The following is a 12,383-nucleotide window of genomic DNA, read 5'->3' as shown; positions in this document are numbered from 1 at the left end:
CCGGCTAAGGGGCAGGGCAGCATGTTAACCCCGCGAGGGTCGCCGTGGCTGTCGCTTTGGTCGATGTGTGATGCGCTGCCGGCAAGCGGCGAGCTCAACTCAGCTTACGCGGGTGGGCGAAGACGATGCGGAAGCAGCTACCGCCTTCGGGCCGTTCGCGATAATCCAGTCGAGCCTGATTGCTTTCGCAAAGTTCTCGCGAGATGTAAAGCCCCAGGCCGGTGCCCTTGCTCTCGGTGGTGAAGAACGGCTCGAACACGTTGTGCAGTTGGTCGGCAGCAATGCCGGGACCGTCATCGAGCACCTCGACGATCGGCAGATCGCTCTGCTCGTCGCGGAAAAGTCGCAGCCAGACCTGCGCCTGCGAATGCTGCTGCCCACTGTAGCGCAGGCCGTTCTGCACCAGGTTGGTCAGCACCTGGGTCAGCTGATTGGGGTCCATGCGGGTCTGCAGCGAACTGCCGATCGTTTCCACATGCACCGTCTGTTGTGGGGTCAGGCCTTGGCGGAACTCGCTCGCGAAGCGATGCAGCCAGTACTTGAGGTCCAGCAACTGTGGCTCGGCCTGTCGGCGTCGCGAGAGTTGCAGGACGTTCTCGATGACCAGGTTCATGCGCCGAGAGTGGTCCTGAATGATCTGCGCCAGGCGGCGGTCCGGGCCGTCCAGCTCCTCGGACTCCTGAAGCAGCTGTGCGGCATGGCTGATGGCGCCCAGCGGGTTGCGTATCTCGTGGGCAATGCTGGCGGTGAGTCGTCCGAGAGATGCGAGCTTGAGCTGCTGCGCTTTCTGCGCGATCTGCGAGATGTCCTCGAGAAAGACCAGGGTGTCGAGCTTGTTGCCGTGTTGCAGGGCGGCGAAGCTCGGCTGGAGCGTCGGGCCCCCCGGCGTTGCCTTGAGATTCTGCGGGCGCAGGGTGGGATTGCCGCGCCATTGTTGCAGGGCTTTGAGCAACTCCGGGCAGCGCGGGGCAAGACGCTCGCCGGTCAGCGACTCGTCCTGGCCGAGTAGCTGCAGCGCGCCCTGGTTGGCCAGCAGCACGCGTTCCTGGGGGCCCAGCACCATGATGCCGGTGCGCATGCGCTGCAGGATAAGCGCGTTGAGTGCTTCGAGGTTGGCGACGTCCTCGGCGCGCTGGCGTGCCAGATTTTCGCTCGCCTGCAGGCGCCGCGTGAGGCCTTGCACGAGAAACGCGGCAGCGAAACAGAGGGTGCCGAGCGCGGCGGCCTGGACATACTGACTGCTGGCTTCAGGCCGGCTGATGCTGAGATAGAAGGTCAGGTAGATCAGGCCAATCGCTGCCACGGCGGCAACGAAGAACCCGATGCGCCCGCGCAGCAGGATGTTGGCGATGGCGACGGCAATGATCAGCAGATTGCCGATTCCACTCGGCGTGCCTCCACCGAAATAGAACAGGCCGGACAGCAGGATCACGTCCATCAGTGCCAGGCCGAGCACAGGCAGGTCACGCGCAGGGTTCTGCACCAGCACGGCGACCACGATGTTCAGGATCAGATAAAGCCAGGCACCGTACTGGAACAGCTGCGGATTGCTCATCTGCAGCAGGTCGTTGTGCAGGTCACTGCTTATCAGCAGCACCAGTGCCAGGCCGATTGTCAGGCGATAGAGGTGATACAGGCGGAGGATGCGTCGCCCCTGATCGCCGAGAAAAGCGAGGTTCTCAGTGCCCACCAGGCGTGCTGTCCTGCTCCAGGTGGGCCTGGCTGCAGTACCAGCGTCCCTGGGACTGCAGCGCCTGATCCTGCGGTACGTGCACGCCGCACTGGGCGCAGCGGACCATTGGCAGGCTGCCCTGTTGCTGTGTGGTGGATGCCTTCTTCTGGGTCAGGCGCCGCCAGAGCCAGAAGGCGGCGGCGATCAGTGCGATCCAGAACAGCAGTCGAAACAGCCCCATATCGTTTCCTTCCCCTTTAAGCGTGACGACCGGCGATCGTTCGAGCCAGGGCCGATCCAGGCCCTTTGCGCCGCCGGTGACGTGCGCGGGGCTCGTCGGGGCGGCGCCAGGTCAGTCCAGTCAGTCGAACAGGCCGAAAGTCAGGCGGCTCCGCCAGGAGCGCTTCGGCTCCTGCTGCTCCACTTCCTTGAGCACGGGACGCAGCTCATCGGGCAGGTCACGTGCGGCGTTCTCGTACTGGCGCAACACGTCGCGGTTGGCGCGGGAAGTGTCGGGGCGCGGCGCTTCGCCTTCGATCAGGCCGAGTGTGGCCTTGCTCAGCCAGCTGCGAGTGTCTTCTTCGCGCTCGACGGGAGTGAACTTGCCGTCTTCCAGAGTGGCGTGATCGGGGTAATTAAGTTGCAGGGTTTTCAGGCTGGACTCGGCGAGGTCATCCAGGCCCAGGCGCTGGTACGCCTCGGTCATCACTGCCAGGCCGTCGGCCACCGCGGGCGTCCCCTGGAAGTTCTCCACTACGTAGCGGCCGCGGTTGGCCGCCGCTACATAAGCCTGACGCTTGAGGTAGTAATGCGCGACATGGATTTCATTGGCCGCCAGCAGGTTGCGCAGATAGACCATGCGCGCCTTAGCGTCGGGGGAGTAGCGACTGTTGGGGTAGCGGCTGGTGAGCTGGGCGAACTCGTTGAACGAATCACGCGCAGCACCTGGGTCGCGCTTGGTCATGTCCAGCGGCAGGAAGCGGGCTAGCAGGCCACGATCCTGATCGAATGAGGCCAGGCCCTTGAGGTAGTAGGCGTAATCCACATTCGGATGCTGCGGGTGCAGGCGGATGAAGCGCTCTGCTGCCGAGCGCGCGGCCTCCGGCTCGACGTTGCGGTAGTAGGCGTAGATAAGCTCGAGCTGTGCCTGCTCGGCGAAGCGGCCGAAGGGATAGCGCGACTCCAACGCCTTGAGCTTGCTGATTGCGCTGGTATAGCTCTTGTTGTCCAGGTCGGCCTGTGCTTGCTGGTACAGCTCGACCTCGCCCAGGTTTTCGTCGACGGTTTCGTTGGATGAACAGGCGGCGGTAAGGGCGAAAATGGCGATCAGCAGCAGGTGTTTCACTTGCATGGCGGCTTGCGTCCCTGTGACGGCTGGCTGTCTCGCGCGGAGCCGTCCTGTTATGATGGGCGCCCCGGTGCGCCGGGACAAAGACGCCGTATTTAAACACAAGCGTGTAGCCGAAACCAAAGGCCGCGCCGCCATCGGCGGTCCCCAGGCATCCATCAGCAGCGGATGCCGCTCGCCTCTCTCTGACGAATCTATCTCGCCGTATGTCCACGATCTCCAAACAGGCCATCCAACTCCGCGCCGAGGTGCCGTTCGACCTGGGCGGACAACGTCTCGATCAGGTCGCGGCGCAGCTCTTTTCCGAACATTCGCGTTCACGCCTTGCGGCCTGGATCAAGGACGGCCTGCTGACGGTGGATGGCGCCGTGCTGCGCCCCCGCGACACCGTGCATGCCGGTGCGGTGCTCGAGCTGAGCGCCGAACAGCAGGCGCAGGGCGAATGGGTGGCGCAGGACATTCCGCTCGACATCGTCTATGAAGACGACCAAATTCTGGTGATCGACAAGCCGGCCGGGCTGGTGGTGCACCCCGCAGCCGGGCATGCCGACGGCACGCTGCTCAATGCGCTGCTGCATCACGTGCCAGATCTGATCAACGTGCCGCGCGCCGGCATCGTGCATCGTCTGGACAAGGACACCACCGGGCTGATGGTGGTGGCCAAGACGCTGCAGGCACAGACCCGACTGGTTGAGCAGCTGCAGGCGCGCAGTGTGAGTCGAATCTACGAGGCCATCGTCATCGGCGTGATCATCACCGGCGGCACGGTCGATGCGCCGATAGGTCGTCACGGCCAGCAGCGCCAGCGCATGGCGGTGGTGGAGGGGGGCAAGCCGGCGATCAGTCACTATCGCGTACTTGAGCGCTTCCGTTCGCACACTCATGTGCGGGTCAAGCTGGAAACCGGACGCACCCACCAGATTCGTGTGCACATGACCCACCTCGGCTATCCGCTGGTTGGCGATCCGCTGTACGCCGGGCGTTTCCGTATTCCGCCGGCGGCCAATCCGACGCTGGTGCAGACGCTGCGCGAGTTCCCGCGGCAGGCGCTGCATGCCCGTTTCCTCGAGCTGGATCATCCGGTAACCGGGCAGCGCATGAAGTGGGAGTCGCCATTGCCGGACGACTTCGTCTGGCTGCTGACGCTGCTGCAGCAGGATCGCGAGGCCTTCGTCGGGTGACCAGCTGGAACGCGGATTGGCTGCTGCCTGACTGGCCGGCACCGGCCCGCGTTCGCGCCTGCGTGACGACGCGCCAGGGTGGCGTCAGCGCGGCGCCGTTCGACAGTTTCAATCTCGGCGATCATGTCGGCGATGACCCGGCGGCGGTGGCCTGGAATCGCCAGCACCTGCGCGATGCGCTGGGCTGTCAGCCGCTCTGGCTGGAGCAGGTGCATTCCAGCGTGGCGGTCAGGGCTGCGCCTGGTGCTTGCGCCACCGCCGATGCCAGCTGGAGCGAGGCGCCTGGCGAGGCGTGCGCGGTGCTCACCGCAGACTGTCTGCCGGTGCTGTTCTGCGACCGCGCCGCCAGTCGTGTCGCGGCGGCGCACGCGGGCTGGCGCGGGCTGGCTGGTGGCGTGCTGGAAGCAACACTCGAGGCGCTGGCGCTTCGCCCTGAAGAGGTACTGGTCTGGCTGGGGCCGGCGATCGGGCCCGCTGCCTTCGAAGTGGGCGTCGAGGTGCGCGAGGCATTCATCGCGCAGCATCCCGCGGCTGCGGTGGCATTCCTGCCGAGCCGCAACGAGGGGCGCTTCATGGCCGATCTGTATCAGCTCGCGCGCATTCGCCTGGCCGCGGTCGGAGTCGAAGCCGTCTATGGCGGTGGCTTGTGCACCTTCAGCGATCCGCGTTTCTATTCCTATCGTCGCGCCTCACGCACGGGGCGCTTCGCCAGCCTGATCTGGCTGGAGCCTTAAGCCTGCGCTTGGTGGTTCGACAGGGGGCGTGACTCCGCGGTCCCGGCATGACCTGCATCAATGTCATCCGCCTTGAATCTCCAACAATCATCCTCATCTATGCTCCATCTCGCGGGCTATTTGTAAGGCGCGATTCATGGTGCCGGCCCGCTTTACCTGAGGATGAACATCCATGCGTATCGATCGATTGACCAGCAAGCTTCAGCTTGCGCTCTCCGATGCCCAATCCATTGCCGTTGGCCTGGATCACCCCTCCATCGAGCCGTTGCACCTGATGCAGGCCCTGCTGGAGCAGCAGGGCGGTTCGATCAAGCCCTTGTTGATGCAGGTCGGCTTCGACATCAACGCGCTGCGCCAGGCCCTGACCAAGGAGCTGGACCAGCTGCCCAAGCTGCAGAACCCCACCGGTGACATGAACCTGTCGCAGGATCTGGCGCGTCTGCTCAACCAGGCCGATCGCCTCGCCCAGCAGAAGGGCGACCAGTACATCTCCAGCGAACTGGTACTGCTTGCCGCGCTGGACAACAACACCCGTTTGGGCAAGCTGCTGCTGGCCCAGGGCGTGAGCAAGAAGGCCCTGGAGAACGCCATCAGCAACCTGCGCGGTGGCGCGGCGGTCAACGACCCCAATGCCGAGGAGTCGCGTCAGGCGCTGGACAAGTACACCGTCGACATGACCAAGCGTGCCGAGGAGGGCAAGCTCGATCCGGTGATCGGCCGTGACGACGAGATCCGCCGCACCATTCAGGTCCTGCAACGGCGCACCAAGAACAACCCGGTGCTGATCGGCGAGCCCGGTGTCGGCAAGACCGCCATCGTCGAAGGGCTGGCCCAGCGCATCGTCAATGGCGAGGTGCCGGATGGCCTGAAGGACAAGCGTCTGCTGGCGCTGGACATGGGCTCGCTGATCGCCGGTGCCAAGTTCCGCGGCGAGTTCGAGGAGCGTCTCAAGGCCGTGCTCAACGAGCTGTCCAAGCAGGAAGGCCGAGTCATCCTGTTCATCGACGAGCTGCACACGATGGTCGGTGCCGGCAAGGCCGAGGGCGCCATGGATGCCGGCAACATGCTCAAGCCCGCTCTTGCCCGGGGTGAGTTGCACTGTGTCGGCGCCACCACCCTCGACGAGTATCGTCAGTACATCGAGAAGGATGCCGCGCTGGAGCGCCGCTTCCAGAAGGTTCTGGTGGACGAGCCGAGCGAGGAGGACACCATTGCCATCCTGCGCGGCCTCAAGGAGCGCTACGAGGTGCACCACGGCGTGACCATCACCGATGGCGCCATCATCGCCGCGGCCAAGCTCAGCCATCGCTACATCACGGATCGTCAGCTGCCGGACAAGGCCATCGACCTGATCGACGAGGCCGCCAGCCGCATCCGCATGGAGATCGATTCCAAGCCGGAAGAGCTGGATCGTCTCGACCGCCGGCTGATCCAGCTGAAGATCGAGCGCGAGGCGCTGAAGAAGGAGGACGACGAGGCCACCAAGAAGCGCCTGGCCAAGCTCGAGGACGATATCGCCAAGCTGGAGAAGGAATACTCGGATCTGGAGGAGATCTGGAAGTCGGAAAAGGCTGAGGTCCAGGGCTCCGCGCAGATCCAGCAGAAGATCGAGCAGGCCAAGGCCGACCTCGAGGCGGCGCGGCGCAAGGGCGACCTGGCGCGCATGGCCGAGCTGCAGTACGGCATCATCCCAGACCTCGAGCGCAGCCTGGAAATGGTCGACCAGCACGGCAAGAAGGAAAACCAGCTGCTGCGCAACAAGGTGACCGACGAGGAGATCGCCGAGGTGGTCTCCAAGTGGACCGGCATTCCTGTGTCGAAGATGCTCGAAGGCGAGCGCGACAAGCTGCTGCGCATGGAAGACATGCTGCACACCCGTGTCATCGGCCAGCACGAGGCGGTTGTGGCGGTGGCCAACGCCGTGCGCCGCTCGCGCGCCGGATTGGCTGACCCGAACCGGCCGAGCGGCTCCTTCCTCTTCCTCGGTCCGACCGGGGTAGGCAAGACCGAGCTGTGCAAGGCGCTGGCCGAATTCCTCTTCGATACCGAGGAGGCGATGATCCGCATCGACATGTCCGAGTTCATGGAGAAACATTCGGTCGCGCGCCTGATCGGAGCACCGCCGGGCTACGTCGGCTACGAGGAGGGCGGCTACCTGACCGAAGCGGTGCGTCGCAAGCCCTATTCCGTGGTGCTGATGGACGAGGTGGAGAAGGCCCATCCGGACGTGTTCAACGTGCTGCTGCAGGTACTCGAGGATGGTCGTCTGACCGACAGCCATGGGCGGACCGTGGACTTCAAGAACACCGTGATCGTGATGACCTCGAACCTGGGCTCGGCGCAGATCCAGGAGCTGGTCGGCGATCCCGATGCGCAGCGGGCCGCGGTGATGGATGCGGTGGCGCACCATTTCCGTCCGGAGTTCATCAACCGTATCGACGAGGTGGTGGTATTCGATCCGCTCGGTCGCGAGCAGATCGCCGGCATTGCCGAGATCCAGTTGGGCCGGTTGCGCAAGCGTCTGGCCGAGCGCGAGCTGAGCCTGGAACTGAGCCAGGAGGCGATGGACAAGCTGATCGCCGTCGGCTACGACCCGGTTTACGGCGCGCGGCCGCTCAAGCGCGCCATTCAGCGCTGGATCGAGAACCCGCTGGCGCAGCAGATCCTGGCCGGGCAGTTCGCTCCGGGCAGCAGCGTCAAGGCGCGGGTAGAGGGCGAGCAGATCGTCTTCGATTGAGGCCAAGGGCAATCCGCATGGCATCGCGAATGCCATGCGGTTGTCCACTCAGCCGATCGCGCCCGCTAGCCGGACGCAAACTGTTGTCATGAATCGCATTTTTAGGGTTGACAGCTGGGTATGGAACCGTAAAATGGCGCGCCTCTGAGGCGGGAACGTAACGCCAAGGAGCTGGAATGTAGTTGTTCCGCGATAGCTCAGTCGGTAGAGCAAATGACTGTTAATCATTGGGTCCCTGGTTCGAGTCCAGGTCGCGGAGCCAAATTCCAATCGGGGTATAGCGCAGTCCGGTAGCGCGCCTGCTTTGGGAGCAGGATGTCGGGAGTTCGAATCCCCCTACCCCGACCATTTTTGGGTCGTTAGCTCAGTTGGTAGAGCAGTTGGCTTTTAACCAATTGGTCGTAGGTTCGAATCCTACACGACCCACCATACGAGCTTGCCTGGCAAGCATGAAAAGCTGGATGTCCGCACGGGCATCCGGCTTTTTTATTGCCTGCAGTTTAAAGCTCGCCAGATGGCGCACCACGCGGGTGCGCCATCAATGCGTCAATGGAGTTTCAGACGAGGTTCGGTACTGCGGCTGAGCTTGTCGCCCAGCATCATCAGCAGCGTACGAGGCATACCGTACAGCGCGATCTGGTGCATGCGGTACAGCGAGATGTAGAACATCCTTGCCAGCCAGCCCTCGAGCATGACGTTGCCCGTCAGATTGCCCATCAGATTGCCCACGGCCGAGAAGGTCGAGAGCGATATCAGCGAACCGTAATCCTTGTAGCGGTAGCTCGGTAGCGGCTTGCCTTCCAGTCGATTGCGGATCGATCGCGCCAGCATTGAAGCCTGCTGGTGAGCCGCCTGCGCGCGAGGCGGCACATTGCGGTCGCTGTCCGGCTGCGGGCAGGCGGCGCAGTCGCCAAAGGCGAAGATGTTCTCGTCGCGGGTGCTCTGCAGGGTCGGGTCGACCACCAGCTGATTGATGCGGTTGGTTTCCAGGCCATCGAGCTCGTGCAGGAAGGCCGGTGCCTTGATGCCGGCTGCCCACACCTTCAGGCTGGCTGGAACGAACTCGCCCTGCTTGGTGTGCAGGCCGTCGGCGGTGACTTCGCTGACCGCTGCGCCGGTAAGCACCGTGACGCCCAGGTCCAGCAGCGTCTGGTGCACGGGCTGGCTGATCCGCTCGGGCAGCGCCGGCAGAACTTTCGGTCCGGCCTCGATCAGGGTGATCTTCACGTCTTCCGGCTTGATTCCATCGAGGCCGTAGGCGGCCAGTTCCTTGGCCGCATGCAGCAACTCGGCGGCGAGTTCGACGCCGGTGGCGCCGGCGCCGACGATTGCCATGTTGATGCCGCGCGGCCCGCTTTCGCCGGCATGCGCCTTCATGTAGTGGCTGAGCAACTGACGGTGGAAGCGCTCGGCCTGTTCGCGGGTATCGAGGAAGATGCAGTGCTCCGCGGCCCCCGGCGTGCCGAAATCATTGGTCGTGCTGCCGACCGCGATCACCAGGGTGTCGTAGTTCAGTGCGCGCGAGGGCACCAACTCCACGCCGAATTCGTCGCGCGTGGCTTCCAGGCGAATGCACTTGTTTGCGCGATCCAGACCGGCCATGCGACCCATCTGGAATTCGAAGTGATTCCACTTGGCTTGCGCCACATAGTTGAGCTCGTCGGCCGATGAGTTCAGCGAGCCGGCTGCCACTTCATGCAGCAGCGGCTTCCAGATGTGGGTGAGATTCGCGTCGACCAGGGTGACCCGGGCTTTGCCGCGCTTGCCCAGGGTCCTGCCCAGGCGGGTAGCAAGCTCTAGCCCGCCGGCACCGCCGCCGACGATTACGATTCGATGTGACATGGGAATGACTCATAGCTGCAAGGAAATCGGGGCGGTGCGCCGGTGTGTGCTCAAAGCACCAGGCGACTCAGGAGGCGGCTCAACAGCCCAAGGCCTATTACGATGGCCAGCACGACGAGCAACAGGAGCCAGGGGCGAAACGGCCGGCGTTCGACCTGATGCTGCGGTGCGCGGAGGTAGTCATCGACGCGCTGCTGGTCTTCGGGGTTAAGGCGGCTGGGCATGGGCACCTCGAATAGAATGCAGGCATTCTAGCTGTGCAGGGTCAAAAGCCAAGCGCGAAGTGCGGCGCTTTGCCGCGCGGAGGGATCGCAGGCATGCCGGGCGGCATGCCCGTTGGAACGATCAGGTGTTCTTCAGCTTGCGCAGGTTGCCGATAACCGATTCGAGGGCGCGGTCGAAGAGCAGGGTGTCATTGAGCAGGCGAATGGCGCCGCGCTGAAACTCGCTCGCCAGCCCCATGCGGGTCTTTTCCAGGACCTTCATGCCAGTACGGTTGACGAAGATGTACTTGCCGGTGGGCTTGATCACCGCGGCCAGCTTGCAGCGCAGCTTGTGCTCTTCGTCCTCCTGGAACTCGACCCAGCTGCCGACCCGAAGATTGTCGACCTTGATCAGCGCTTCATCGTTGTCCGGAAGGCTGACCTCGGGCTCCTGCTCGCGGCTTTCGCCAGGTGCCAGCAGAACGATCTCATCGACCACCTCGACCATGGCCGGTGCGCGGTCTTCGACCGCGGCCGCGGCAGGCTCCGCTGGAACATCACTCGCCGCCCCGGCGTTGTCCGGGGAAGGCTGCGGCTGCTGGATGCGCTGTAGGGTCTGGACATGCAGCGCTTCGAGCTGGGTGAAGAAGTCTCCGGTGGAGAACGGGTCGAATGCTGCGCTAACCAGGCCCTCGCGCAAGGCCTTGAGAAGGCTGGGGACCAGTTCCAGCAGGCGTGCCCGCGACTCATCGTCCTCGTGTGGGGTCACGCTCCAGACCAGATCGTCCATGGTGTCCAACGCTGCCTGCCATTCCTCGGACTGGGTGCCATGCTTCAGGCAGGTGAGCAGCAGCACCTTGCTCCAGGCCTCTTGCAGCAGGCGTACCACGACTTCCGGAAGCGTCTTGCCGAGCAGGCGCTGGTTCAGCGCGTACTCCACTTCCTGGCGTGCAATCTCCGCCTTGGCGCGGCCTTCCTCAGCGTCACGGGTGCGCTGCTCGAGTAGCTCGCTGCGGCGGCGCTCGTCGCCCACGAATGCCAGGAAGTCGGCCAGCAACTCGGAGAAGATCGCTGGATCGTCGACGAAATCGTTGAGCAGGCGAGCCACGATCTGCTCGATCTTCTGATACAGGCTGTCGCGCTGGGCTTCGTCCTGGTCGCCCCAGCCCATCGCTGCCGAAGCGATCTCGTTGAGCAGGCGGCGTGCCGGGTGGCTGCCGCGGCTGAAGAATGTCTTGTCCAGTACCGCGACCTTCAGCAGCGGGATCTGCAGGCGGCCAATCAGTGCCTTGAGCGAATCCGGCAGGGTTCGATCGTCGAGAATGAACTCGAAGAGCATGGAGACGAGGTTGATGACATCGTCATCGATCTCGCCGACCACGCGCGATTTTCCGGTCTTGGCGCTTACCCGGCTCAGCAGGCTGCCGAGCTGCTCCTGCAGATCGAAATCATCGACCGTCTGTGGTGCGCGGGCCTGCATATGCGACAGCAGGCGAAGCAGATCACTGCTGGAGATCGGGATGGCATCGCTGGGAACGTTGCGAGCCGGCAGCATGCTGCTGCCACGCAGCTCGGAAAGTAGATTGTGCAGGGCGCTGAACGCGGCCTCCTGCAGGCCCTCGTCGACCTGGACAGCCTGTCCGGACGGGGCGGCCGGTGCATGGCTGCCGGCCGGGACGCCTGGCCGCGGCTGGCGTCGCGGCAGAGCCGATTGGAGTTCGGGCAGGATACCGGCTGCCACCAGTGTCTGGTTGGCTTCTGCGTAGAGCTGGTCGAGATCGCCGAGTACGTATTTTTCGAATAGCTTGAAGATGATCAGCTTGACCTTGATTTCGACGCCCAGGCTGCTGCTCGCCTCGATGAAGTAGTCGCAAAGCGCGTGCGGGCCGAGCGGGTTGCTCTTGTCGTCGAGCTTCTTGCTGATCAGCGCATTCATGCGGGTGGTCAGATGGCCTAGCGGCTGCGCTGCCCGGCTCATGACCTTCGCTACCATGGTGTCGACGGCGACCGACTCCTCCAGCTCGTCATTCTGTACCAGCGACAGGCTGTCGAAGGAGACGGTTTCCGGCGCCGGTGGCTTGCCGATCTCGTACTGGTTCAGCTTGGAGAAAGCCTCGAACAGCTGCTGCAGGAAGCCGCGCTCGATGTTGCGGCGCTTCATGCGCAGGTCGCGCATGGCCTCGAAGAAAGCGTTCTGTTCGGAGTTGCTGGTCGCGCGATCGGCAATTTCGAAGAGCGAGTCGTCGGCATTGTCGAACAGCGATTGCAGAGCCTGGCGCAGCTGCTGGGCGGCCTTGTCGCGCACGCTGATGAGCGCCACCGGCAGGCGGCCGGCTGGCGAGGAAGGCTTGTGCTCAGGGGCGGCCTTGTTCAGGTGCACCACTTTCGCATCGGTTCGCATCGAGACTCTCCTGCGGTCGCCTGTTTGAGGCGGTCACACGCCAGATGTTGAGCAGCGTCTTATAAAGGTAACCAGGTTGGCAGGGCAAGGCGAAGGTACCGGTGAGCCCGCATTAGGGCAGACTTTTGTATCGAGCCGGATTCCAGCCGCAGCATAGCCGAGCGCTTCGGTTTTACAACGACGTCCCGTCAGCTGGATGTCGCCATTTACGTGACGTCAATTTTCAGGGGCATTATAAGCATCTAAGGCCGATGCCAAGGCCGGT

At 63.7% G+C, this 12,383-nt stretch carries 9 protein-coding genes and 3 tRNA genes; 6 read left to right on the top strand and 6 right to left on the bottom strand.

Features of this window, described 5'->3' with window-relative positions; genetic code table 11:
* Nucleotides 1-94: 94 nt before the first annotated feature.
* The 3 genes from NAO55_RS08650 to NAO55_RS08640 all read right to left on the bottom strand — a co-directional run bounded on the left by NAO55_RS08650 (nucleotide 95) and on the right by NAO55_RS08640 (nucleotide 3,023).
* Nucleotides 95-1,690 carry a sensor histidine kinase gene (locus NAO55_RS08650; RefSeq protein ID WP_063541895.1) on the bottom strand — a complete coding sequence of 532 codons (1,596 nt, stop codon included), beginning with the start codon at nucleotides 1,688-1,690 and terminating at the stop codon, nucleotides 95-97.
* Nucleotides 1,680-1,913 carry a PP0621 family protein gene (locus NAO55_RS08645; RefSeq protein WP_102838685.1) on the bottom strand — a complete coding sequence of 78 codons (234 nt, stop codon included), beginning with the start codon at nucleotides 1,911-1,913 and terminating at the stop codon, nucleotides 1,680-1,682. The genes NAO55_RS08650 and NAO55_RS08645 overlap by 11 nt, the downstream gene beginning before the upstream one ends.
* A 120-nt stretch (nucleotides 1,914-2,033) precedes the next feature.
* Nucleotides 2,034-3,023, bottom strand: coding sequence for an outer membrane protein assembly factor BamD (locus tag NAO55_RS08640; protein ID WP_102838684.1), 990 nt, complete (start codon nucleotides 3,021-3,023; stop codon nucleotides 2,034-2,036).
* 203 nt (nucleotides 3,024-3,226) lie between these two features.
* On the opposite strand from NAO55_RS08640, the gene rluD reads away from it, so the two are divergent.
* The 6 genes from rluD to NAO55_RS08610 all read left to right on the top strand — a co-directional run bounded on the left by rluD (nucleotide 3,227) and on the right by NAO55_RS08610 (nucleotide 8,101).
* On the top strand, nucleotides 3,227-4,201 hold the full coding sequence (gene rluD, locus NAO55_RS08635) for a 23S rRNA pseudouridine(1911/1915/1917) synthase RluD (RefSeq protein ID WP_063541901.1): 975 nt from the start codon (nucleotides 3,227-3,229) through the stop codon (nucleotides 4,199-4,201).
* A complete protein-coding gene (pgeF, locus tag NAO55_RS08630) occupies nucleotides 4,198-4,935 on the top strand; it encodes a peptidoglycan editing factor PgeF (RefSeq protein WP_102838683.1) in 738 nt (245 codons plus the stop codon). The genes rluD and pgeF overlap by 4 nt, the downstream gene beginning before the upstream one ends.
* 172 nt (nucleotides 4,936-5,107) lie before the next feature.
* The gene (gene clpB, locus NAO55_RS08625; RefSeq protein ID WP_020305930.1) at nucleotides 5,108-7,672 is read left to right on the top strand and encodes an ATP-dependent chaperone ClpB; all 2,565 of its coding nucleotides are present in this window, start codon (nucleotides 5,108-5,110) and stop codon (nucleotides 7,670-7,672) included.
* 186 nt (nucleotides 7,673-7,858) lie between these two features.
* A tRNA-Asn gene (locus NAO55_RS08620) sits at nucleotides 7,859-7,934 on the top strand.
* 9 nt (nucleotides 7,935-7,943) lie between these two features.
* A tRNA-Pro gene (locus NAO55_RS08615) sits at nucleotides 7,944-8,020 on the top strand.
* A gap of 5 nt (nucleotides 8,021-8,025) precedes the next feature.
* A tRNA-Lys gene (locus tag NAO55_RS08610) sits at nucleotides 8,026-8,101 on the top strand.
* A gap of 117 nt (nucleotides 8,102-8,218) precedes the next feature.
* Here the strand turns inward: NAO55_RS08610 and NAO55_RS08605 are convergent.
* The 3 genes from NAO55_RS08605 to NAO55_RS08595 form a co-directional block, all read right to left on the bottom strand.
* Nucleotides 8,219-9,514 (bottom strand): NAD(P)/FAD-dependent oxidoreductase, encoded by a 1,296-nt coding sequence (locus NAO55_RS08605; RefSeq protein WP_102838682.1) that lies wholly within the window; start codon nucleotides 9,512-9,514, stop codon nucleotides 8,219-8,221.
* 50 nt (nucleotides 9,515-9,564) lie between these two features.
* Nucleotides 9,565-9,738, bottom strand: coding sequence for a DUF3094 family protein (locus NAO55_RS08600; RefSeq protein ID WP_073865939.1), 174 nt, complete (start codon nucleotides 9,736-9,738; stop codon nucleotides 9,565-9,567).
* 121 nt (nucleotides 9,739-9,859) lie between these two features.
* Nucleotides 9,860-12,118 (bottom strand): DUF1631 domain-containing protein, encoded by a 2,259-nt coding sequence (locus tag NAO55_RS08595; protein WP_102838681.1) that lies wholly within the window; start codon nucleotides 12,116-12,118, stop codon nucleotides 9,860-9,862.
* Between the last annotated feature and the right edge of the window lie 265 nt (nucleotides 12,119-12,383).

Source organism: Stutzerimonas frequens (assembly GCF_024448335.1).
Lineage (GTDB): Bacteria > Pseudomonadota > Gammaproteobacteria > Pseudomonadales > Pseudomonadaceae > Stutzerimonas > Stutzerimonas frequens.
This window is presented reverse-complemented; position numbering and strand designations above follow the sequence as displayed.

Coding starts and splice junctions, on each gene's coding strand:
- NAO55_RS08645 (WP_102838685.1), bottom strand. CDS start 1,913: ATGGGGCTGTTTCGACTGCTGTTCTGGATCGCACTGATCGCCGCCGCC.
- NAO55_RS08640 (WP_102838684.1), bottom strand. CDS start 3,023: ATGCAAGTGAAACACCTGCTGCTGATCGCCATTTTCGCCCTTACCGCC.
- rluD (WP_063541901.1), top strand. CDS start 3,227: ATGTCCACGATCTCCAAACAGGCCATCCAACTCCGCGCCGAGGTGCCG.
- clpB (WP_020305930.1), top strand. CDS start 5,108: ATGCGTATCGATCGATTGACCAGCAAGCTTCAGCTTGCGCTCTCCGAT.
- NAO55_RS08605 (WP_102838682.1), bottom strand. CDS start 9,514: ATGTCACATCGAATCGTAATCGTCGGCGGCGGTGCCGGCGGGCTAGAG.
- NAO55_RS08600 (WP_073865939.1), bottom strand. CDS start 9,738: ATGCCCAGCCGCCTTAACCCCGAAGACCAGCAGCGCGTCGATGACTAC.
- NAO55_RS08595 (WP_102838681.1), bottom strand. CDS start 12,118: ATGCGAACCGATGCGAAAGTGGTGCACCTGAACAAGGCCGCCCCTGAG.